The organism is Streptomyces sp. NPDC002520 (assembly GCF_053595235.1).
Genome location: NZ_JBSFXG010000004.1, coordinates 323,578 through 344,125, shown reverse-complemented (window position 1 = coordinate 344,125; position 20,548 = coordinate 323,578). Strand labels below are relative to the sequence as shown.

Annotated in this window: 17 protein-coding genes and 1 tRNA gene; 12 read left to right on the top strand and 6 right to left on the bottom strand. The window is 69.7% G+C overall.

What is annotated here, in order from left to right; genetic code table 11:
* Positions 1-13: 13 nt before the first annotated feature.
* A complete protein-coding gene (locus ACWD5D_RS09685; RefSeq protein ID WP_451372240.1) occupies positions 14-1,621 on the bottom strand; it encodes a dynamin family protein in 1,608 nt (535 codons plus the stop codon).
* A 271-nt stretch (positions 1,622-1,892) separates the two neighbouring features.
* Between ACWD5D_RS09685 and ACWD5D_RS09680 the strand changes: the two genes are divergently transcribed.
* Positions 1,893-1,965 (top strand) — tRNA-Arg (locus ACWD5D_RS09680).
* A 355-nt stretch (positions 1,966-2,320) separates the two neighbouring features.
* On the opposite strand, the gene ACWD5D_RS09675 is transcribed toward ACWD5D_RS09680, so the two are convergent.
* Positions 2,321-3,085 (bottom strand): IclR family transcriptional regulator, encoded by a 765-nt coding sequence (locus ACWD5D_RS09675; RefSeq protein WP_451372239.1) that lies wholly within the window; start codon positions 3,083-3,085, stop codon positions 2,321-2,323.
* Between the two features lie 183 nt (positions 3,086-3,268).
* On the opposite strand from ACWD5D_RS09675, the gene ACWD5D_RS09670 reads away from it, so the two are divergent.
* The 5 genes from ACWD5D_RS09670 to ACWD5D_RS09650 all read left to right on the top strand — a co-directional run bounded on the left by ACWD5D_RS09670 (position 3,269) and on the right by ACWD5D_RS09650 (position 7,360).
* On the top strand, positions 3,269-3,730 hold the full coding sequence (locus tag ACWD5D_RS09670) for a hypothetical protein (RefSeq protein WP_451372238.1): 462 nt from the start codon (positions 3,269-3,271) through the stop codon (positions 3,728-3,730).
* A 186-nt stretch (positions 3,731-3,916) separates the two neighbouring features.
* A complete protein-coding gene (locus tag ACWD5D_RS09665) occupies positions 3,917-5,365 on the top strand; it encodes an amino acid permease (RefSeq protein WP_451372237.1) in 1,449 nt (482 codons plus the stop codon).
* Entirely contained in the window at positions 5,362-6,042 is a 681-nt protein-coding gene (locus ACWD5D_RS09660; RefSeq protein ID WP_451372236.1) for an HAD hydrolase-like protein, read from the top strand. Before ACWD5D_RS09665 ends, ACWD5D_RS09660 begins: the two co-directional genes overlap by 4 nt.
* On the top strand, positions 6,039-6,830 hold the full coding sequence (locus ACWD5D_RS09655) for a cyclase family protein (protein WP_356205516.1): 792 nt from the start codon (positions 6,039-6,041) through the stop codon (positions 6,828-6,830). The genes ACWD5D_RS09660 and ACWD5D_RS09655 overlap by 4 nt, the downstream gene beginning before the upstream one ends.
* Before the next feature lie 92 nt (positions 6,831-6,922).
* Positions 6,923-7,360: an Lrp/AsnC family transcriptional regulator gene (locus ACWD5D_RS09650; protein WP_451372235.1), complete on the top strand. Its 438-nt coding sequence runs from the start codon at positions 6,923-6,925 to the stop codon at positions 7,358-7,360.
* On the opposite strand, the gene ACWD5D_RS09645 is transcribed toward ACWD5D_RS09650, so the two are convergent.
* Genes ACWD5D_RS09645 through ACWD5D_RS09635 form a run of 3 tightly spaced genes read right to left on the bottom strand, consistent with a single transcriptional unit; the run spans position 7,344 to position 11,276 of the window.
* Positions 7,344-8,771, bottom strand: coding sequence for an aspartate ammonia-lyase (locus tag ACWD5D_RS09645; RefSeq protein ID WP_451372234.1), 1,428 nt, complete (start codon positions 8,769-8,771; stop codon positions 7,344-7,346). The genes ACWD5D_RS09650 and ACWD5D_RS09645 overlap by 17 nt on opposite strands.
* Entirely contained in the window at positions 8,768-10,198 is a 1,431-nt protein-coding gene (locus tag ACWD5D_RS09640) for an aldehyde dehydrogenase family protein (RefSeq protein ID WP_451372233.1), read from the bottom strand. Before ACWD5D_RS09640 ends, ACWD5D_RS09645 begins: the two co-directional genes overlap by 4 nt.
* On the bottom strand, positions 10,191-11,276 hold the full coding sequence (locus tag ACWD5D_RS09635) for a homoserine dehydrogenase (RefSeq protein ID WP_451372232.1): 1,086 nt from the start codon (positions 11,274-11,276) through the stop codon (positions 10,191-10,193). Before ACWD5D_RS09635 ends, ACWD5D_RS09640 begins: the two co-directional genes overlap by 8 nt.
* A 185-nt stretch (positions 11,277-11,461) precedes the next feature.
* Between ACWD5D_RS09635 and ACWD5D_RS09630 the strand changes: the two genes are divergently transcribed.
* Positions 11,462-12,271 carry an IclR family transcriptional regulator domain-containing protein gene (locus tag ACWD5D_RS09630; RefSeq protein WP_451372231.1) on the top strand — a complete coding sequence of 270 codons (810 nt, stop codon included), beginning with the start codon at positions 11,462-11,464 and terminating at the stop codon, positions 12,269-12,271.
* A gap of 193 nt (positions 12,272-12,464) precedes the next feature.
* Here ACWD5D_RS09630 and ACWD5D_RS09625 read toward each other — a convergent pair whose 3' ends face one another.
* Positions 12,465-12,950, bottom strand: coding sequence for an SLATT domain-containing protein (locus ACWD5D_RS09625; protein WP_451372230.1), 486 nt, complete (start codon positions 12,948-12,950; stop codon positions 12,465-12,467).
* 1,266 nt (positions 12,951-14,216) lie between these two features.
* Between ACWD5D_RS09625 and ACWD5D_RS09620 the strand changes: the two genes are divergently transcribed.
* The 5 genes from ACWD5D_RS09620 to ACWD5D_RS09600 all read left to right on the top strand — a co-directional run.
* Positions 14,217-14,573, top strand: a complete 357-nt coding sequence (locus ACWD5D_RS09620) for a hypothetical protein (RefSeq protein WP_451372229.1) — start codon at positions 14,217-14,219, stop codon at positions 14,571-14,573.
* A 550-nt stretch (positions 14,574-15,123) separates the two neighbouring features.
* A complete protein-coding gene (locus ACWD5D_RS09615) occupies positions 15,124-16,302 on the top strand; it encodes a CapA family protein (RefSeq protein WP_451372228.1) in 1,179 nt (392 codons plus the stop codon).
* A gap of 669 nt (positions 16,303-16,971) precedes the next feature.
* Positions 16,972-18,390, top strand: coding sequence for a DUF2079 domain-containing protein (locus tag ACWD5D_RS09610; protein WP_451372227.1), 1,419 nt, complete (start codon positions 16,972-16,974; stop codon positions 18,388-18,390).
* A gap of 66 nt (positions 18,391-18,456) precedes the next feature.
* The gene (locus ACWD5D_RS09605) at positions 18,457-19,593 is read left to right on the top strand and encodes a glycosyltransferase (RefSeq protein WP_451372226.1); all 1,137 of its coding nucleotides are present in this window, start codon (positions 18,457-18,459) and stop codon (positions 19,591-19,593) included.
* 111 nt (positions 19,594-19,704) lie between these two features.
* On the top strand, positions 19,705-20,548 hold an 844-nt coding region (locus ACWD5D_RS09600), incomplete at its 3' end, for an SH3 domain-containing protein (protein WP_451372225.1).

The following is a 20,548-nucleotide window of genomic DNA, read 5'->3' as shown; positions in this document are numbered from 1 at the left end:
CGGCGGTCACCGGTCACCTCTCCTTCTGCAGTACGGACAGCGCGGCGATGAGTTCGGCCTGGGGCTCGGCGCGGACGTCCAGGGCGTCGAGCGGGGCGAGACGGCGCTCGCGTTCGATGCGCATCACCCGGTCGGTGTGCTCGGTCAGCAGGCGCTCCGCCCGCTCGCGCAGCCGCATCGCGCCGCGCGGGCCCATCCGCTCGGCGAGCCGCTCGCCCGCGACACGTGCCCGGCGTCCGCCCAGCAGCACCGTGGCGACAAGGACGGCGACGGACTCGGGGTCGGGCGCGACGCCGCGTTCGAGATCCCGCACCTCCTCCTCGGCGTACTCCTCCAGCTCGCGTCGCCAGCGCCGTACCGCGAGCCCGATGCGGTGCTCGGCGCTCTCCAGGGAGGGATCCCGGTCGGCGAGTCCCGGAGCGCCGGCGGCGGGTTCGCGCCGCCAGGCCTCGTCGATCCGCTCGTCGGCGGCGGTGACGGCGCACAGCAGCAGCGCGGCCAGGCTCCCCACGAGGGCGTCGAACAGTTCGCCCGCGCTGCAGTCCAGCGGATAGGCGCGCCAGCGCTTGAGCGCGTCCCCGGCGAGCACGGCCCCGGACTGCAGCCGGCCGCGCACGCGCCCGTGCTCGCTGTCGTAGGCGCTGTCTACGGCGGAGGTGAGCCGGAGGGCGGCCGCGTACTGGGCGGCGGCCGCGCTGGCCAGCTCGGGCACGCGCGCGTTCAGCGAGTCCAGGATGCCGTACGCGGTCCGGGCCATGACGTGCTGGCGGGACGCGGGGTCCTGGGCGTGCTGCACGAGCCAGGTGTGCAAGGGCGCCACGGCGGTCACGGGAAGCAGACCGCCACCCCAGGCCGATTCAGGCAACTCGGGCACGGTGAAGCGGGGCAGGTCGCCGAGGCCGGCCTTCGTGAGCAGGGCGGCGTACTGGCGCGAGACCTCCGAGACGACCTGGTGGGGCACCCGGTCGAGGACGGTCACCAAAGTGGCCCGGTACTCCTTGGCGGTGCGCAGCATGTACCAGGGCACGGCGTCGGCGTAGCGGGCGGCCGTGGTCACCATGACCCAGATGTCGGCGGCGCTGAGGAGCTGGGCGGCGAGAACACGGTTCTCGGCGACCAGGGAGTCGATGTCGGGGGCGTCGAGCAGGGCGAGCCCGCGCGGCACGCTGTCGGCGGTCTCGACGCGCAACACGCGCGCGGGTTCCTCGCCGGGGGGCAGGAGGTCGTCACCGCGCTCCCGGTGGGGCACCCAGACACGGGTGAGGTCCGGGAGCACCCGCATGCCGCTGAACCAGTGGTGATCCTCCGGATGGCAGACCAGCACCGGTGTCCGGGTCGTCGGACGGAGCACGCCCGCCTCACTGACCCGCCGTGCCACCAGGGAGTTCACCAGGGTCGACTTCCCGGCGCCGGTGGATCCGCCCACGACGGCCAGCAGCGGGGCCTCGGGCGAGCGCAGCCTGGGAACCAGGTAGTCGTCGAGCTGAGCTAGCAGTTCGTCGCGGTTGGCACGCGCGCGCGGGGCTCCCGCGAGCGGCAGCGGAAAGCGTGCGGCGGCGACACGTTCGCGCAGCGCGGAGAGTGTGTCGAGCAGCTGAGGCCGTACGTCCAAGGTCACCACATGCGAAGAATGCCCAATTTTAGGGGAATTCTGAAGCATATAGACATGTCTGCGCGCCGACGGAACAGAAGGGATGGAAGGGATGACTGGGACGCGGGCACAGCTCAGGCATAACGAGTGCACAACACCCGGTGCGTCGGACGCCAAAAGCGGTGCACGATTCGTACCTGCCTGCGATTATCGGGACCGCTTCACCGAACCTCCACACCGAGCCACGGAGGCGAAGCGACCGGGCCGAGGAACGGGGAGCTTTATCCTTGTCCCGCACCAGGCCCCCGTAGCTCAGTGGATAGAGCAGGTGCCTTCTAAGCACTTGGCCGCAGGTTCGAGTCCTGCCGGGGGCGCCCCTCAGAGCCCTCCCTCCGGGAGGGCTTTTTCGCTGGCCAGAGCGGGTGTGGACGCGCGCAGAGCAGCCCCGGACACTCCCCCGACGTGTCGAAGTTTTCGGTCAGGACGTCAGCCAGCGTCCGCCACCCGGGGGAGATCCCCCGCAGCTTCGAGCCGCCTCATGAGGTCAGGAAGCCGCCCCTCGACACACCGGGCCTCGTACGGCCTAGAGATCGCGATCTTCATGTCTGGGATGCGGCTTGCCGCCGGTAGTGACTGGTGCGTGATCGTGCCTGGTGGCGGCGGCGCCAGTCGGACCAGGCAAGGCGGTGGGCCGCGTCGCGGACGGGCCGGACGACGAGCGCGATGAGCTCAGGCCCCGCGCAGAGCTGTCTCCAAAAAGCGGCCCCCGCGCAGGGCGGCGTCGACGCAATCCTGTGTCCTTGGTTCCAGACGCCGTCGCGGTCCGACGACCTGTACGGCGGCGACGACCTCGCCGGCGAAGTCGCGGACCGGCACGGCGACCGAGTACAGGCCGGGCTCGGCCTCCTCGTCCACGACGGAGTATCCGCGCCGCCGGGTCAGCTCCAGCCGCCGCAGGAAGTCGTCGAGGTCGGTGGGGGTGTTGGGGCCGTGGCGGACGAACTCGGTGCGGGCGAAGACCGCGGCCACCTCGTCGTCGTCGGCGTCGCTCAGCAGCGCCTGGCCGCAATCGCTGCAGTAGGCCGGGTAGGGGCGGCCGATCCAGGAGCCGAGCTGGCGGCTGCCCGGCGGAACCCGTTCGGCGATGGTCACGGTGGTGTCGCCGACCAGGATGCCGAGGTAGCAGCTCTCGCCGGTCTCGGCGGCCATCCCCTCCAGCACGGTGAGCCCGTCGGTGCGCAGCCGGTGCGCGGTGAGGTCGCGCGCCGCGGCGTAGAGCCGCCAGTGCGGGGTGACACCGCCCGAGGTGTCGTCGCGGCCGACGAACTCCTCCGCGGTCATGGCGGTGAGCGTGCGGGACAGCTGGCTGCGGTCGCGGTCCAGCTGCCGGGCCAGCTCCGAGACGGACACGGCCGAGCCGAGCCGCCGGCCGCCGGCCGTACTGCGGGCGAGCGCCGACAGGGCGTCCAGGCCCCTCGCCACGCTTGAGTCCACGCGCCCCTCCGGCATGCCGACACCTGCGTCCACCGGGGCCGCCGTCCCCGTGACCTGTCGCTGCGCACTCTAGCGCCCACCCCTCAAGAGAATATGGAATGTGCAGCATCTGCATCTTGCCGTGCATTTAATGCACGCCTAACATCCTCGTACCAGCCGCCGAACGCCAAGGGATGAGAACGCATGGCCGCGACGACGATCACGCCGGAAGCCACCGCACAGGACGGAAAGCCCGTACGGCGCCGCACGGTCCGGGCGATCAAGGTGCACTGGCCGGTCCCGGCGGAGACCCTGGCCGCGTGCGCGTCGGGCGACCTGGACGCGTTGCGCGCCGACGAGTCCTTCGCCCCGCTGCTGCGGGTCCTGGAGACCTCACCCGAACTCGGCGACTTCGGCGTCTACGGCGATGTCTTCGAGGTGGCCCTCGGCGTGGAGAGCTTCACCGTGCGGACCGGCGCCAGGCCCACCCTCGGCTCGGTCGGCGGACGCTTCCTCTCCTCGACGCTCGCGGTGACCACGTACGTCGACGCCACGGCCGGCGACGACGAACTGGCACTGCTCCTCGGCCGCCTCACCGACGTCCACCCATGGGAGGTCCCGGTGATCGAGCTCTCCGCCCCCATGGACCTCGTCACCCGGGCCTGACCCCGCCCCACCCCCGACCTCCTCCTCCCGAGCCCGCCGCCCGCACCGGGCGACCGCTCCCCTCCGTGTGCGACCACCCCCGCGCGCACGCCTCCCCCCGCCGAAAGTGGCCCGACCCCGCAGCCATGCCCTGCCGATCACCCCCACGCCCCGTCCTCCCCGCCCCGCTCCGCAGAGGAGACCGCCGTGTCCGTCTCAGCCGTACCGGAAAACCCGCCGGCCGCCGCCGACTCCGCTCCCCAGCCGCCCTCCGACGGCCTGCGCAGAACCATGCGCTCCCGCCATCTCGTCATGATCGCGATGGGCGGTGTCATCGGCTCGGGGCTCTTCCTCAGCTCGGGGTTCACCGTCTCCCAGGCCGGCCCCCTCGGCGCCGTACTCGCCTACCTGGTTGGCGCGTTCGTCGTCTGGCTGGTGATGGCCTGCCTCGGTGAACTCGCCGTCACCTACCCCGTCTCCGGCGCCTTCCACGTCTACGCCTCCCGCTCGATCGGCCCCGCCACCGGCTTCGTCACCGCCTGGCTGTACTGGCTGACCTGGGCCGTCGCGCTCGGCTCCGAGTTCACCGCGTGCGGACTGCTGATGCAGCGCTGGTTCCCCGGGATCAGCGTCTGGGTGTGGTGCGTGGTCTTCGCGGCCGTCGTCTTCGGCGCGAACGCCTTCTCGGCCCGCGTCTTCGGCGAGACCGAGTACTGGTTCTCGCTGGTCAAGGTGATCGCCGTGGTCACGCTCATCGTCCTCGGCGGCGCCGCCCTGTTCGGCTTCCACCCGCTGGCCCCCGACGGCTCGCACCCCTTCCTCCTGCAGAACTTCGACACCCCCGACGGCCTCTTCCCGAACGGCTTCTCCGGCGTCCTGGTCACCGTGCTCGCCGCGTTCTACGCCTTCTCCGGCTCCGAGCTGATCGGCGTCGCCGCCGGCGAGACCGAGAACCCGGCCGAGGCCGTCCCGAAGGCGCTGCGCGTCACCGTCGTACGCCTGCTGGTCTTCTTCGTCGGCGCCATCACGGTGATCGCCGCGACCATCCCGTACCAGAAGGTCGGCCTGGACGAGAGCCCGTTCGTCACCGTCTTCTCGTCCCTCGGCATCCCCTACGCCGCCGACGCCATGAACTTCGTGATCATCACCGCGCTGCTGTCGGCCGGCAACAGCGGTCTGTACTCCTGCGCCCGGATGCTGTTCTCCCTCGCGGAGGAGAAGCAGGCCCCACAGGCGCTGCGCCGGCTCACCCGCCGCGGCATCCCGCTGACGGCGCTCGCGCTCAGCATGCTCGGCGGCCTCGCCTCCCTGGTGAGCAGCGTCGCGGCCCCCGAGACCGTCTACCTGGTGCTGGTGTCGATCGCCGGGTTCGCCGCCGTCGGCGTCTGGATGTCCATCGTCGCCGCGCAGTTCTTCCACCGCCGGGCCTTCCTCCGCGCGGGCGGCGCCCTCGGCAGCCTGCCCTACCGCACGCCCTTCTACCCGGTCGTCCCCGTCCTCGCCTTCGTCCTGTGCCTCGCCTCGCTCGTCGGTATCGCCATGGACCCGGCGCAGGCGACGGCCCTGTACTTCGGCGTCCCGTTCGTCGCGGGCTGCTACCTCTACCACTGGCTGCGGTACGACCGCCGCCGCACTGCTGCCGGGGCGGTCGCGTGAAGCCGCCCACCTGCGTCCTGCTCGACCTCGACGGCACCCTCGTGGACTCCGCCGCAGGCGTGACCGCCAGCGCCGCCGAGGCCCTGCGGGCGGTCGGGGCCCCGGTCCCCGACGCGCCCACGCTGCGCACCTTCGTCGGCCCGCCGATGTACGACACCTTCCGCGACGTCGTAGGCCTGCCGGAGCCCGCCGCGCGGGCCGCTCTCGCCGCCTACCGCGCGGAGTACGCCCGCACCGGCGCCTCCGCCGCCGCCGTGTACGAGGGGATACCCGAACTCCTCGACACCCTGGCCGCGCGCGGGCTCCCGCTCGGCATCGCCACCTCCAAGGTGCAGGACCAGGCCGAGCTGATGGCCCGCCGCTTCGGCCTCGACTCCCGGCTGAGCGCCGTCTGCGGGGTGTCCGACGAGGCCGGCCGTACGACGAAACGGCTGGTGATCCGGGAGTGCGTCGCCCGGCTGCGGGCGGCCGGCGCGGACGTCAGCCGCCCGCTCATGGTAGGTGACCGGGCCTACGACATCGAGAGCGCCGCCGCCGAAGGGATCCCCGCCGTCCATGTGCGGTGGGGGTACGGCGGCCCCGAGGAGTCGGCGGGCGCCCTCGGATCCGTCACCGAACCGGCCGAACTCGCCGAGCTGTTGAAGAACACCGTCGAAACAGAGGACCAGCACGCATGACATCGCACGCGCACCCGGTCACCACCCCGTCCACCGCTCCCGAACCGCCCTTGTGGGCCCTGCACCGGGAACTGATCGGCAAGACGGTCCGCACCGATCTCACGCACGCCTTCCACCCGGGCCAGCCGCACTTCCCGGCCTTCCCGGACGAGAAGCGCGAGATGCCCTTCGACATGTCCCGCGGCGACGGCTTCAACGTGCACCTGTACACGATCGTCGGGCAGTGGGGCACCCATGTCGACCCGCCCGTGCACTTCGTCGACGGTGCCCGGCCCCTGGACGAGATACCCGTCGACGAGATGATCCTGCCGCTCGTCGTCCTCGACATCACCGAGCGCGTCGACGCCGACCCGGACGCCGTACCGACGCTGGCCGACGTGGCGGCCTGGGAAGCGCGCAACGGCCGCATCCCGCAAGGGGCGTTCGTCGCACTGCGCACCGGCTGGGGCCGCCGCTGGCCCGACCCGGCGGCCATGGCCAACAAGGACGCGGCGGGGGTGAGCCACTACCCGGGCTGGTCCGCCGAGGTACTGACCCACCTCTTCGAGGAGGCCGGCGTCACCGCGATCGGGCACGAGCAGACCGACACCGACCCCGGACTGGCCACCTCCGCCGGGGACTTCAGCCTGGAGAGCTACGTCCTGGAACGGGACCGCTGGCAGATCGAGCTGATGGCCGACCTCGACCGGGTGCCGGAGGCGGGCGCGCTGATCGTCGCCACCTGGCCCAAGCCGCAGGGCGGTTCGGGCTTCCCGGCCCGCGTCTTCGCCCTGCACCACGCCGACTGACCTCGCCGCACCACCAGCTCCGGCGGCCGTCCCGACCCGGCCGCCGGAGCTTTCGCCGGTCCGGAGACACCTGAGGAGACGGGCACAGCGCCATGGACGCCATCGACGAGCAGATCATCACCGAACTCACCCGCAACGCCCGGATCTCGCACGCCGAGCTGGGCCAGCGGGTGCGGCTGTCCCGCAACGCCGTGCGCCAGCGCGTCGAACGCCTGGAGCGGCAGGGGCACATCGGCGGCTACACGATCGTCCGCCCGTCCCACGGGCCGGACCGTGCCGTGGTCGCCGCGCACGTCCTGGTCTACCGCGAGGACCGGATGCGCGGCGGCGACGTCCTCGCCGCTCTCAGACGCATCCCCGAGGTGGTCTCCTGTGACGTCCTCAGCGGCCAGTTCGACCTGCTGGTCAGCGTGGAGGCGGCCACCCTGGAACGCGTACAGGGCATCTGGGAGCAGATAGCCCAGATGCCCGGTGTACGGGACACGGTGACGGCGCTGGCGCTGTCCCGGGTGGTCAGCCGGCCGCGGTGAGGTCCGTGGCCATCAGCCGCAGCGCGGTCTCGCGATCCAGCAGCCCGCGCCGTACGACCACGTCCACCACGTCCGCCCCGGTCCGCGCGGCCTCCCGGGAGACGTCGGCGGCGGTCTCGTGGCCGATGCGCGGGGCGAGCGCCGTCACCGCGCCGACTGTTCCGGCGCCAGTTCGCGCGAGGTGCTCCCGGTTGGCGGTGATGCCCGCCACACACCGGGTGCGTAGCGCCTCGCAGCCGCGCGTGAGCCAGCCGATGTGCTGCAACAGCAGGTGCCCGATGAGCGGTTCGAACGCATTGAGCTGCAACTGCCCGTTGTCGGCCGCCATGGTGATCGCGACGTCCGCGCCGGCGGTCGCGAACGCGATCTGGTTGACCATCTCGGGAATCACCGGGTTCACCTTCCCCGGCATCACCGACGAACCAGCCTGCAGAGCAGGCAGGTTGATCTCCGCGAGGCCCGCGTGCGGCCCGCTGGCGAGCAGCCGCAGATCGCTGCACACCTTCGACAGCTTCACCGCCGTACGCTTCAACACCCCCGACACCAGCAAGAACACACCGGTGTCCGAGGTGGCCTCCACCAGGTCGGTGGCGGGCGTGAGTTCGAGTCCGGTCAGCGCCCGCAGATGCCGTACGGCCGCCGCCGCGTAGCCCGGCTCGGCGGCGATGCCGGTGCCGATCGCGGTCGCGCCGAGGCTGGTCTCGGCCAGCAGCGGCAGGGTCTCGCCGATCCGCTGGACGTCCTCGGCGACTGTGACGCCGAAGGCGGCGAACTCCTGGCCCAGCGTCATCGGCACGGCGTCCTGCAACTGGGTGCGGCCCACTTTCACGACCGTCGCGAACTCCTCGCCCCTGTCAGCGAACTCCGCCGAGAGAAGGCTGAGTTCTCCGGTCAGCTCGGTCAGGGCGGCGCTGATGGCGATCCGCAGCGCGGTGGGGTAGGTGTCGTTCGTGGACTGACAGCGGTTGACATCGTCCAGCGGGTCGAGGTGCTCGTACCGCCCGCGCTCGTGGCCCAGGTGCTCCAGCGCGAGGTTCGCGATCACCTCGTTGGCGTTCATGTTGGTGCTGGTGCCCGCGCCGCCCTGGATGACGTCCACCCGGAACTGGTCGTGGTGACGGCCCTCCGCGACGACCCGGCAGGCCGCCGCGACGGCCTGCACCTTGTGGGGTTCCAAGGCCCCGATCTCGCCGTTGGCCAGCGCCGCCGCATGCTTCACCTGCGCCAGCGCGCGGACGAGACGGGGGTGGGCGCCGACGGGGACCCCACTGGCCCGGAAGTTCTCCAGGGCCCGTGCGGTGTGCACGCCCCAGTAGGCCTCGGCGGGCACCGGTACGTCCCCCAGTGCGTCGGACTCGATCCGGAACCCGCCGCCGAAGCCTCCGGATGTCCCGGTCCCCAACTGGCTCACTTCGCCTCCCTGTTGAGGCAGACCACCTTCGGCTGGGTCATCTCCTCGTAGGCGAAGCGCACGCCCTCGCGGCCCATGCTGCCGTACTTGAAGCCGCCGAAGGGCATCGCGTCGAAGCGGTAGTCGGAGGAGTCGTTGACCATCACGCCTCCGGCCTCCAGCAGCTGTGCGGCGGCCATCGCCCGGTCCAGCGAGTCCGTGAAGACGGCCGCGTGCAGGCTGAAGTCGATCTCGTTGGCCCGCTCGACGGCCTCCTCGAAGGAGTCCACGGGCTGGAGCACGACGACCGGTGCGAAGGCTTCCTCGCGCCAGAGCGCCGCCGTGCCCGGCACATCCTCCAGCACGGTCGGCGCGTAAAGGCCGCCGTCCCGCTCGTGCCCGCACAGCAGCCGGGCGCCCTCGGCGAGCGCGGCCGCGACCATGGCCTCGGCGGCGGCCGCCGCCTCCTTGCTGATCATCGGGCCGACGTCGGTGCGCACGTCCGCCGGGTCACCGGCCCGCAACCGCCGGGTCCGCTCGACGAAGGCGTTCCGGAACGCCTCGTACACCTCGCGCTCGACGAGGATGCGCTGGGTGCCGATGCAGTTCTGCCCGGCCGCCCAGAACGCCCCGGAGACGCACGCGTCCACGGCCGCGTCGAGGTCGGCGTCCGCGAACACCAGGACGGGAGCGTTGCCGCCCAGGTCCATCGCAAGTTTCTTCAGACCCGCGGTGCGGGCGATGGCCTCCCCGGTGCGGAACCCGCCGGTGAAGGACACCATCCGCACGTCCGGCGATGCCACCACGGCCGCGCCCAGCTCAGCGCCGCCGTTGACCACGGTCACCACCTCCTCCGGCAGCCCGGCCTCCACCAGCGTGTCGACCAGCCGCAGCGCGGACAGGGGTGTGAGCAGGGACGGTTTGAGGACGACCGCGTTGCCTCCCGCGATCGCCGGGCCGAGCTTGTGCGCGACCAAGTTGAGCGGGTCGTTGTACGGCGTGACAGCCGCGATGACGCCCAGCGGCTCACGGGTGAACCAGCCCAGCCGACCCTCGGATCCCGCGTACGCGTCGAACGGCACCACCTCGCCCGCGTTGCGGCGGACCTCGGCGGCGGACAGCCGCAGGGTGTTGACCGCGCGGCTGGTCTCCTTGCGGGCTTGGACCAGTGTCTTGCCCGCCTCAGCGACGATCAGCCTGGCGAACGACTCGGCGCGCTCCTCGATGAGCCGGGCCGCGCCGTCCAGCACGGCTGCGCGGGCGGCGCGGGAGAGCCGGCGGGCCGTCTCCCACCCGGCGCGGGCCCGCCGCAGCACGTCGTCCACGGCGGTGGCCGGGGTGAGACAGACGGAGCCGATGATCTCGCCTGTGTAGGGGTTGCGCACAGAGGCCATGCCCTCAGCCTGTGCGTGGCGGGGCAGGGCGATGTTCAGGGCGATGTCAGCCACGGTGGGCCTCCTGCAGGGTCTTGGCACCGGCGGCCGAGCTGCTCTGCTCGTGGATGCCGATGACGTCGGAGAGCAGGGCGTACGCCGTCTCGGTGCGTCCGGCGCCGGGTCCGCCGACCGTGACGGTGCCCAGCAGGTCGGTGTGGAAGGCGACGGTGTTGACGGGGCCGGTGACCCCGGCGAGGGGGTGCCCGTCGGGCAGCGCGGCCGGAGCGACCCGGGCCTCCACGGTGCCGTCCGGGCGGCGGGCGGCCGAGCCGACCAGCTTCCAGCGCAGCCCCTCGGCCTCTGCCCGCCGGATGTCCTCGGCGGTGAGCGCCGAGATGCCGGTGCACGGCACGTCCGCGCGGGTCAGGTCGGCGCCCAGCACCTCGTTCGCGAGGATCATGACCTTGAGCTGGACGTCGTACCCCTCGATGTCGGCGGTCGGATCGGCCTCCGCATATCCCAGGTCCTGGGCCTCGGCGACGGCGTCCGCGAAGGACAGGCCGGCCTCCAGGCGGCCGAGGACGTAGTTGGAGGTGCCGTTCAGGACGCCTTCGAAGCCGGTCACGGCCAGTCCGCCGAACATCCGGCGGGCGGTGCGCAGGACAGGGGTGCCGGACATCACCGTGCCCTCGAACTCGAAGCACACGCCGTGCCGCCGGGCCAGTTCGCGCAGGGCCTGGCAGTGCAGGGCGACCGGCCCCTTGTTGGTGGTGCACACGTGCTTGCCGGCCTCGATCGCCCACCGCACGTGCGACAGCGCGGGCTCGCCGTCGGCGGGGTTGGTGAAGGTCGCCTCGGCCACGATGTCGGCGGGCACCTCACGGATCACCCACTCGTTACGGGGCTCCACGCTGCCGCCGTCCATCGCGGAGAAGTCCAGTTCCCCGGGGACGGCGGCGAGCAGCGGTACCAGATCGATCCCGTCCCCGTCCGTGCGGACCAGCGATCCGGCCCGCAGATCGGTGATGGCCACCACCCGCAGCGCGAAACCGAGTTCGGCCTCCAGGGCGTCTCTGCGGCTGGCGATCAGCTCGGCGAGCGCACGGTTCACGCCCCCGAATCCGATGAGCGCGAGGTCGTATCGGGTCATCCGGTCCTCCTTCTCCAGCGGCGCCGCCCACCTGGCGGCCCGGCCACCCACAGCGTCGGGCGCGGGCAGGTCAGTACGACCATGCCGAAGCGATCGGACCGACTGCCGTTGTGCGCCGTCCACCTGCCGCACGTCCTGCCGTCGTCGCACCGGCCCGCTGACCAGCGACTCGCTATAGTGCGAACGTGACGACGAACGGCCCCGCACCCCGCCCGCCGGGCAGGGGAACAGCCTCCTCGCTGCGCATGGCCCTGCAGATGGTCAACACGGTCCTGGACCGCGAGGTCTCCGGCCGTAACGGCTTCAACGTCAGCCGACTCGCCGACGAGGTCGGCGTCGAGCGCAGCAAGGCGTCACGCACCATCCAGGATCTCTGCGACAAGGGCTTCCTGGAACGCCGCGACGACTCGACGCTCCGTGCCGGCACCGCCTTCTTCACGACGGCCGCGTCCCTGCACCCCGGCCTGCTCGGCCGCAGCCGTGCGCTGCTGCGCCGCCTGGCCGTCAAGCACGGTGTCGGCGCACGGCTCTCCGTCCGCGACGGCGTCCAGGTCCGGCTGCTGCGCGCCGAGTCCGCCGCGGGCCTCGGCCAGGAGTGGCAGGGCTTGGCGAGCCTCGTCACCCCATGCTGGTGCACCGGCGCCGGCCGCGCGCTCCTCCTCGACCACACCGCCGAGGAGATCACCGCCCTGCTGGACGACTACGAGCTGATCGGTGTCGGCGGCCCCAATGCGGCTCGTTCCGCGAGGGAGGTGGCCGCCGCCAACGACCGCGATCGGCTGCGCGGCTTCGTCGCGGCGCACGGTGAGTTCGAGCACGGCGTCACCGAGTACGCCATACCTGTGCGTGATACCGCCGGACACATCAGGGGCGCAGTATCGGTCGTCGGCAGGCAGGAGGATCTGGCGGCCCGTGAGGAGACCATCCGCACGGACCTCACGGCCGCCGCGACAGCACTGGCGAAGTACGTCGACGGTGACAACCCACCTCACTGACACCGCACACAAGAAAACCCCAAGTGGCCGGCCTGGGGTTTCTCTCTGGATCACAAGGCGACAGCGCCTGCCCGACTTCCCCAGGGAGGGCGTCATCATCCACCCCAGGGTCCAGTGAGGCCCCCGGCCCAAGTGAGTCGTTCTGACGTGATTCCCAAGGCCGATTTCTCCACTGCAGTAGAGGAAGCGGACGTCATGCGTCCGATCTCGGTAGCACTGACGTAATAGCAGGGTCGCCCTGCGTTTGACTCAGCATGGTCTCCCAGTACTCTGCATGCCTACCCGTGATGCGTTCGAACTCATCAAAGACTGCCCTCAACTGCACCTCGCCGATGCTATTTTGCGCCGCCCTAAGGTACTGAAACTGATGGCGCAGCGAGATTAGCTGATTGAGGATAACTTTCCTCTGCAGCCAATAGGTGTCCAAATTCCAGAACGAAAGCAGGGCCGTCAACAGGGTCCCCACACCACCCAGAATCAGAGCCACATTCCTCGACCACACCATGTAGCTCTCGTTACCTGATTTGATCCCCAGCAAGATGGTGACGCAAGTCCCAGCCAGGAGGACGCCGATGTGGAGAACCCAGGAAGCCCGCCGCAGGGCGTCCTTACGCTTTCGGTGCTCAGAAATCGTTTCCGTTAGCAGCTTCTCCAGGTGTTCGGCAAGTTGCTCCGCCACTATCCGACCTCCCCACGGCTCATTAATCATCTCTCATCCAGCCCTTGAAGCGCCAAATTTAGACATCAGCTGTCGGTCCAGCCATGTCCAGCAGTCCGACCTAAGCGCTCCCAGATCTCCACTCCGTGTTTTGCCCGAAGAAGTATCCCAGGATAATCAAGAAGCTATTAGTCAAAATGCTTGAGGGGCCTATTCCCAGGAACATCGCTACGGTTAGAACGATCGCGAGGACCGTAAGGATTAGAGACCCCACCAACGTTGCTACCGATTCGCGCTCAAGCAACCGATACCAGATCGCCCAGCGACATCACGCCCCCGTTCGTTCATGAGCACCTAGCGAAAGATATTCCCAGCCCAGAAGGGTCCATGCAGCCGTTTCCGTGAAGTCCCAGGGGGCACAAGCCTATATACCCCTAAAGCGCAGCAGTTAGGTACTTTACAGATAGTTCGGTGCGTGTGGCCCTGGAGATCACCCTGCACTCAAACCGCGACCAGCTCAGCGGGATCTCCGGCAACACCACCCTGACAGCCACACCTGACTGTCGGGGTGCGCCTCGGGGCTGAAGGCGCCTGTCGAATACGTGTCGAAGTCCTCGCTGCGGAGTGCTCAGTTGAGGAAAGCACAGGTCAACACCGGAGAGAACTCGACGCACAAGGCGCCTTCTCAGTACTTGACCGCAGGTTCGAGTCCTACCGGTGGCGCCCCAACTCAGCCCTCCCGGAGGGAGGGCTTTTTTGCTGGCCAGAGCGCGAGGTGTCCGGCGGATGCAGCCCCGGGTCCGACCGCCTCGTCGCCGTGGAAGCCCTGACCACCGTCGCCCCGGTCAAGGGCTCCAGGACTCGAAGGTTGTTTCCGTCAAGGCGTCCGAGAATCACCGCGGCACCCGCCACCGATCGACCGGATCGCCGCCGACTGCGGCAGGTCCCCCGAACGGCGGCACCCGTCGTTACTGAAGCCGTTGGGCCGTTCGAAGGAGTTGAGGCGGCGAGAGCGCCGAGTGGGTCACGGACCGGCAGCTGCTTTTTTCCTGCTCGCAGCATGATTCGGAGCTGGGGCAGGCCGGCGTCCGCTCCTTCCCCCGGTATCGATGGCCCATACAAGGGAGAGTTACAGACATATCCGCACTTTGTAACGCGAATCCTTTCGCGGGCCTGGTGGCGCCGTGGAGGGCCACAGTGTGAGGCCTCGGCACTGAGCCGGGAATTCGGGATTGCGCGTCCGGCCCCAACCAGGGGCGGTGTGCACGAACGTGAGGTGACAGATTGATGTCTGTTTCTCGTACGACGGTCCGCCTGATCGCCACCTGTGTGGCTTCGGGCGCCCTCATCGGCGCGGCCGCCATTCCGGCCCTTGCAGCCGGAGGCGACCATGACCGCGACAACGGGAGGAGTTACTCGCACAGCCAGAGGAGCGACCACGACCACGACGGTCACGGCGACTGGGACCGGGGCTGGGACCGGGACCGGAACCACGGCTGGGACCGGGACCGGGACCGTGACCGTGACCGTGGCTGGGGCTGGGGCCGGGGCTGGGGCCGGGACCGTGATCGGGACCGGGGCTGGCACCACGGCTGGTACAGCGACCGGCACCGGGATCACGACCGCTACTTCGACCACCGCTAGCCCGCCTTGGAGGCTGTGCCGTGACGCGGAGGCCGACCACGCCCTCTGTCAGGCGTCGTCGTAGCCGGCACAGCCGCAGCATCCCGCCGGAGGGCCGAAGACCATTCCTTGGGGGCATTCCTTGGTCTCATTTTTTGGAGACTTCGGCCCTCCGGCCACGTGACGCAAGCAAGGGAAGAGAACAGGTCTGACACGACGAAGCCCCGGGCACTCCCCCGACAGTCAACGACAGTCAAGGGGAGGCTCCGGGGCTGTTCGGCTGTCACCGGGTTCACGGCCCCAAGCGGCGGCTCGAAGATGCGGAGCTGCGGAGTTGCGGAGTTGCGGAGTTGCGGAGTTGCGGAGTTGCGGGGGATCTCCCCCGAGTCGGGCCGGTCTCCATCGCGGAGTCCGGGGCGAAACCCGGGCGGAGCAGCATCGTTCGAGGTCATCCATCGCGCGCGGGTCTCACAGACCGACCTGGCTGCAGACACTCCCGATTCACGGCGTCGGGAACACGCCAGCGCGTGACCTCCGTGAAGGATGGGGGCCCGCTTCGTAGCATGAGCCGATGATCACGTCCGACGGACAGCGCCCCCAGCGGCGGCGTGAGTGGCACAAGGCGGTGCGCCGTCACCGCCCGTTCGCTCTCGGCCTGGTCGGGACCGGTGTGGTGGTCGTTGCGGCGTTCGCGTTCCGCGCCGGCTCCGAGGAGGCGGCCTCCACCGGCTCCGCCCGGACCCCCGTACGGCCGACCGGGACCACGGTGTCCGGTGCGCCGGCGCCGCCGCGACCTGCCGGCGACGTGCGGATCGCCGCCGTGGGAGACGTCGTGATGGGCACGCTGCCGGACAAGCTGCCGCCGGATGACGGCGCCTCGTTCTTCGAGCCCGTCGACGACCTGCTCACCGGCGATGTGGTGCTCGGGAACCTGGAGGGCACGCTCACCACCGACGGTCCCAGCAAGTGCGACGACATCGACGGCCCGAACTGCTTCGCGTTCCGCGCCCCGCCGTCGTACGGCCGCTGGCTCAAGAAGGCCGGGTTCACGGTCATGAACACGGCGAACAACCACATCGACGACTTCGGGGCGGAGGGCCGGCGCCAGACGCTCGCCGCTCTGCGCTCCGTGAACCTGCCGTACACCGGCCGCCTGGGCCAGATCACCGTCCAGCGGGTGCACGGCGTCCGGGTCGCGCTGATCGGGTTCGCTCCCGACCGAGGGGCGAACGACCTCACGGACATCCCCGCCGCAAAGCGACTCACCGCCCGCGCCGCCAAGATGGCGGACATCGTGATCGTCACGATGCACGCCGGCGCGGAGGGCTCGGACCGCACCCATGTAGAGCCCGGCACCGAGTACTTCCTCGGCGAGGACCGCGGCGACAGCTACCGCTTCAGCCGTGCGGTGATCGACGCCGGCGCCGACCTCGTCGTGGGCAGCGGTCCGCACGTGATGCGGGGCATGGAGTTCTACAAGGGCCGGCTGATCGCCTACAGCCTGGGCAACTTCTCCGGCTACAAGGTGCTCGGACTCGGCGGCACACTCTCCACCAGCGGCGTACTGAACGTCACCCTCCGCGCCGACGGCACCTACGTGTCAGGACGCCTGCACCCGACCCAGATCGTGGCGCCCGGAACGCCGGAGCCGGGCGGTGACGCGATCGACCTCGTCTCCACCGTGTCGGACGAGGACTTCGGCTCGCACGCCGCCCGCATCTCGGAGGACGGGACGATCCAGCGCCCGTAGCCGGGCGGACAGATGGCCGACGGCGGGGGGCGTTCACTCCTCACGGTGCCGTTCGTGGTGGCGACGGCGTAGCGCGGCGCACGCGCCCCGGCGCCCTGGGGCTGCCGCGTGACATGGTGTCACCTCCGCCGACGAGTTCTGCGCGCCCGTCGCCCCAACCGGGCGCTCGGCGCGGCATGGCGCGACGACGGGTCGGTCGCGGCGGAGATCGTACCGACGGCAGCAGCACCTCACCGCACCCGCGCCACGCCACGCCCGCACCCACACCCACACCCACACCACGCAGCGCCATGCCCCGCCCCCGCCACGCCACGCCGCGACGACCGACGAGGGCAGCCAATGAGGGCAGCCGCGGCCTGTTCCCAGTGGCCCGGACAGCCGGACACAATCGGAAAGAGCTCATTTTTTCAATGATCTGAAATGCACATATCGACACGCCGAATTCCGCCGTTCGATGGATTATCGCCGCCCCTGCGTTTGACCGAGGGCGCGAAGTGAGGCATTGCTGGCATCTTGAGGACCACAGTCGCTTTCCGGGAGGTCCCCTTGCACGCCCCGTCCACCAGCCTCAGCACAAGCCTCCCCGCACAACATTCACCCCTCAGCAGAAAAGCCGAGAGCGAATCGACGCGCATCAGCCGGTTCGACGGCGAATGGTGGGCCTGGGCCATGGCGGGGGCGCTTTTCCTCGTCTACGCGACCTTGTCACTGCGCATCCATCACCGGATGCTCTCCAACAGCTATGACCTGGGAATCTTCGAACAGGCCGTCCGCTCGTACGCGGACGGGCATCTGCCCGTCTCCGAGTTGAAGGCGCCCGACTTCCCCATTCTGGGGGATCACTTCTCTCCCGTCCTCGCTCTCATCGCGCCCTTCTACGCACTGCACCGTTCAGCGGGAACCCTGCTCGTGGCACAGGCCGCGCTGATCGCCCTGAGCGTGGTCCCGCTGACGCTCTGGGCGCGCCGGTCCCTGGGTTCACTGGCCGGCGCGGTGATCGGTGCCTGCTACGGGCTCTCCTGGGGTGTCGCGAGCGCCGTCGGCTTCGACTTCCACGAAGTCGCCTTCGCGGCCCCGCTGCTCGCGTTCTCCCTCACCGCTCTCGGCAACGGCCGGCCGATCAACGCCGCGGGCTGGGCGTTGCCGCTGCTGCTCGTGAAGGAGGATCTCGGGCTCACCGTCGTCGTGATCGGTCTGGTCATCGCCTGGCGCGGGTCCCGAAAGCTCGGATTCATCACCGCGGCGCTCGGTCTGGCCGGGACGCTCTGGGCCCTGCTGGTGATCCTTCCGGCCTTCAACCCGAGTGGTTCGTTCGCCTATTGGTTCCTTGCGGACAACCCCGCGGGCGGTGCAAATGCCCCGGGTGCGGCTACCGGCGCCGGAGTGCTGGATCTGCTGTACAGGGGCACGGTGGGTCTCGTCGTCCCGCAGACCAAGGTGTCGACTCTCGCGCTCACGCTGGCTCCGACCGTGTTCCTGGCCGTGCGGTCGCCCCTGCTGTGGGTCGTCGCCCCGACGCTCGTCTGGCGCTTCTTCTCCAACAATTACGTCCACTGGGGCACCGGTTACCACTATTCGCTGGTCCTGATGCCGATCGTCTTCGCCGCCTTCATCGACGCCCTGGTCCAACGAGGCACGCGTCCGGCCGGCCTCAAGCGGTACCTCGCCGCCTCGGCCGCGGTCTGCCTGATGATCCTGCCGAACTTTCCGTTCTGGCAGCTCGTCACCCCAGGCACCTGGCGGACGGACCCCCGCGTCGCCGTCGCTCACAGTCTGATGAAGAAGATCCCGGACAACGCCACGGTCCAGGCGTCGACGTTCCTGGTCCCGCAGCTCACCAACCGCACGAGCGTCAGCCTGTACGGCTACCCGACCAGCCGTCCCGATCCCCAGTGGATCATGGTGGACACCTGGGTGGCGCCGGGTGCGCGCTGGCCGCTCTCCTACGTACAGGAGCACATTCAGCTGCTCCAGGCCCAGAACAAGGGCTACCGCACCGTGGCCGACCGTGACGGCTTCGTCCTGCTGCACCGGCCCGAACGCAAACCGGTCACCGGTGACTTGGACGCCTCCAAGCACAAGGGCTGATTTCACCGAGGGCACGTTCTGGTCAATGAGCCCGCACCGCAAAAGAGTTGAGAGCGTGATGCTGCTGTGAAGCCTTCCATCTGCCTGTGCATGATCGTCAAGAACGAGTCGGGTGTCATCGAGCGATGCCTTGCGTCCGTCCGTGGTCTGGTGGACACCTGGGTCATCACGGACACCGGATCGACCGACGGAACCCAGCGATTGATCCGCCGTGCCCTCGACGGAATCCCCGGCGAGCTCCACGACGAACCCTGGGTCAATTTCGGGCACAACCGCACCCTGAACATCCAGCATGCCCGCGGCAAGGCCGACTATCTGCTGCTCCTCGACGCGGACCACGTCGTCAGACAGGACCGCCCTCTGCACCGGCTGACCAGCGACGCGTACATGCTCCGGCACGAAGGCGCCACCGAATACCGGATCAGACGCCTGGTACGCGGTGACCTTCCGTGGCGATACGTGGGTGTCACCCACGAGTACCTCACCGCCGACGGGAACGAGAATCAGGAGAACCTCGACGCACTGGTCATCGAGGACCACGCGGACGGAGGCTCACGGCACGACAAGTTCGAGCGCGACGCGCGTCTGCTCAGCGCCGAGATGCAACGCGACCCCAGCAACACCCGCACGGTCTTCTACCTGGCCCAGACCATGCGCGACATGGGCAACACCCCTGAGGCGATCAGGCTGTACGAACACCGCGCGGCGATGGGCGGCTGGGTGGAGGAGGTCTACTACTCCCTGCTCCAGTCGGGCATCCTGCACGCCGCGTCGGGTGACTGGCCGGCCGGGATGGACGCTCTGACCCGGGCCTGGGAGTCGCGTCCGCAACGGCTCGAGGCGTGTTACGAACTGGCCTCGCGGCTGCGCGGCATGGGCCGGCACCACATGGCTCACGCGATCGTCGCCGCCGGCCTGGACAAGGAACAGCCGGACGACATCCTGTTCACCCAGCCATGGGTCTACCGCTGGGGCCTGCTGTCCGAGTTCTCGATCACGGCGTACTGGGTCGGCGACTTCAGAGGCTCGCTCCGGGCGTGCGACCGCCTGCTCGCCATGCCCGACCTGCCCCCGGCCCACCGCAAACAGACCGTCGTCAACCGCGAGTTCGCCGTGCGCAGACTCGCCACGATCCCGGTGCCGGGCAACAGCCTCAGGGCCACGAAGGGCAAGCGACGCCACAAGAGCGCACCGTCCCGCTGACACACCGAAGGCCGAGGCCCTCACCGGCCGCTACGCCGCGTCCGGAATCGACGCGGCCGCCCGGCCCGCCCCGAACAGGGGTCGCGCCGGGCGGCCGCGTCGATGAATTCCGTGATTTTCGCGGAGCTGATCGCTCCTCAGGGCGGGCCCGACGAAATCCCGAAGAAATCCACGATCGAAGCGCACCGCCATGCGGCACCGGAACACCGCATCAAGGCGGTTATTAGCTGTTTAATGCGGGCTTTCCGAGCGATATACGTGACGCTTTCAGACCATTTCATTGATTTTGCCTGGATTTGTTGGCGTTATATGCAGTTTGCTACTCACACCTCGTTTCGCACCGTTTTGTCAGGAAAGGCATGGTGGGTTTTGGTGCATGGAGCTGTTAAGGTCAGCGGCGCTTCGTCGCTCGTTCTCGGGGCGGTGAGCCTTGGCCTCACCCTGGGCTTGTGCGGCCCTGTCGCCGCGCAGGTGCAGTCCGCCCAGGATCAGGCCGCCTCTCTGCGTGGCGGGGCGCAGACGAACCACAAGGACCTTCGGGCGGCGGTCACGGGGACCGTCACCTCGAGTATCGGCGTGAACATCCGCGAGTCGCCGACGACGGGCTCGGCGTCGCTGGGTTCGTTCCCCTTCGAAGCGCAGATCTCTCTCCTGTGCCAGGAGCCGGGAGAGACCGTCGACGGGAACGAGTGGTGGTACAAGCTCGCCGACCGCGACGGGTGGGTGACCGCTCGCTACGTGAGCGCGTCGTCCGGCGTGCCGCTGTGCTCGGTGTCGCAGCTGCCCGGGCCCACGGGCCCGACCGGAGCCACCGGTAACACCGGCCCGCAGGGCTCCCTCGGCAACACCGGCCCGACGGGCGCCCACGGCAACACCGGCGCCACCGGCCCGACGGGCCCCTACGGCATCGGCAACACCGGCGCAGCCGGTCCCACGGGCGCCACCGGCCAGAACG

What these genes read in the sequence shown, in the direction of transcription:
- ACWD5D_RS09650 (WP_451372235.1), top strand. Translation starts at nt 6,923, where the DNA reads ATGGACGCCATCGACGAGCAGATCATCACCGAACTCACCCGCAACGCC.
- ACWD5D_RS09635 (WP_451372232.1), bottom strand. Translation starts at nt 11,276, where the DNA reads ATGACCCGATACGACCTCGCGCTCATCGGATTCGGGGGCGTGAACCGT.
- ACWD5D_RS09620 (WP_451372229.1), top strand. Translation starts at nt 14,217, where the DNA reads ATGTCTGTTTCTCGTACGACGGTCCGCCTGATCGCCACCTGTGTGGCT.
- ACWD5D_RS09655 (WP_356205516.1), top strand. Translation starts at nt 6,039, where the DNA reads ATGACATCGCACGCGCACCCGGTCACCACCCCGTCCACCGCTCCCGAA.
- ACWD5D_RS09610 (WP_451372227.1), top strand. Translation starts at nt 16,972, where the DNA reads ATGGCGGGGGCGCTTTTCCTCGTCTACGCGACCTTGTCACTGCGCATC.
- ACWD5D_RS09670 (WP_451372238.1), top strand. Translation starts at nt 3,269, where the DNA reads ATGGCCGCGACGACGATCACGCCGGAAGCCACCGCACAGGACGGAAAG.
- ACWD5D_RS09615 (WP_451372228.1), top strand. Translation starts at nt 15,124, where the DNA reads ATGATCACGTCCGACGGACAGCGCCCCCAGCGGCGGCGTGAGTGGCAC.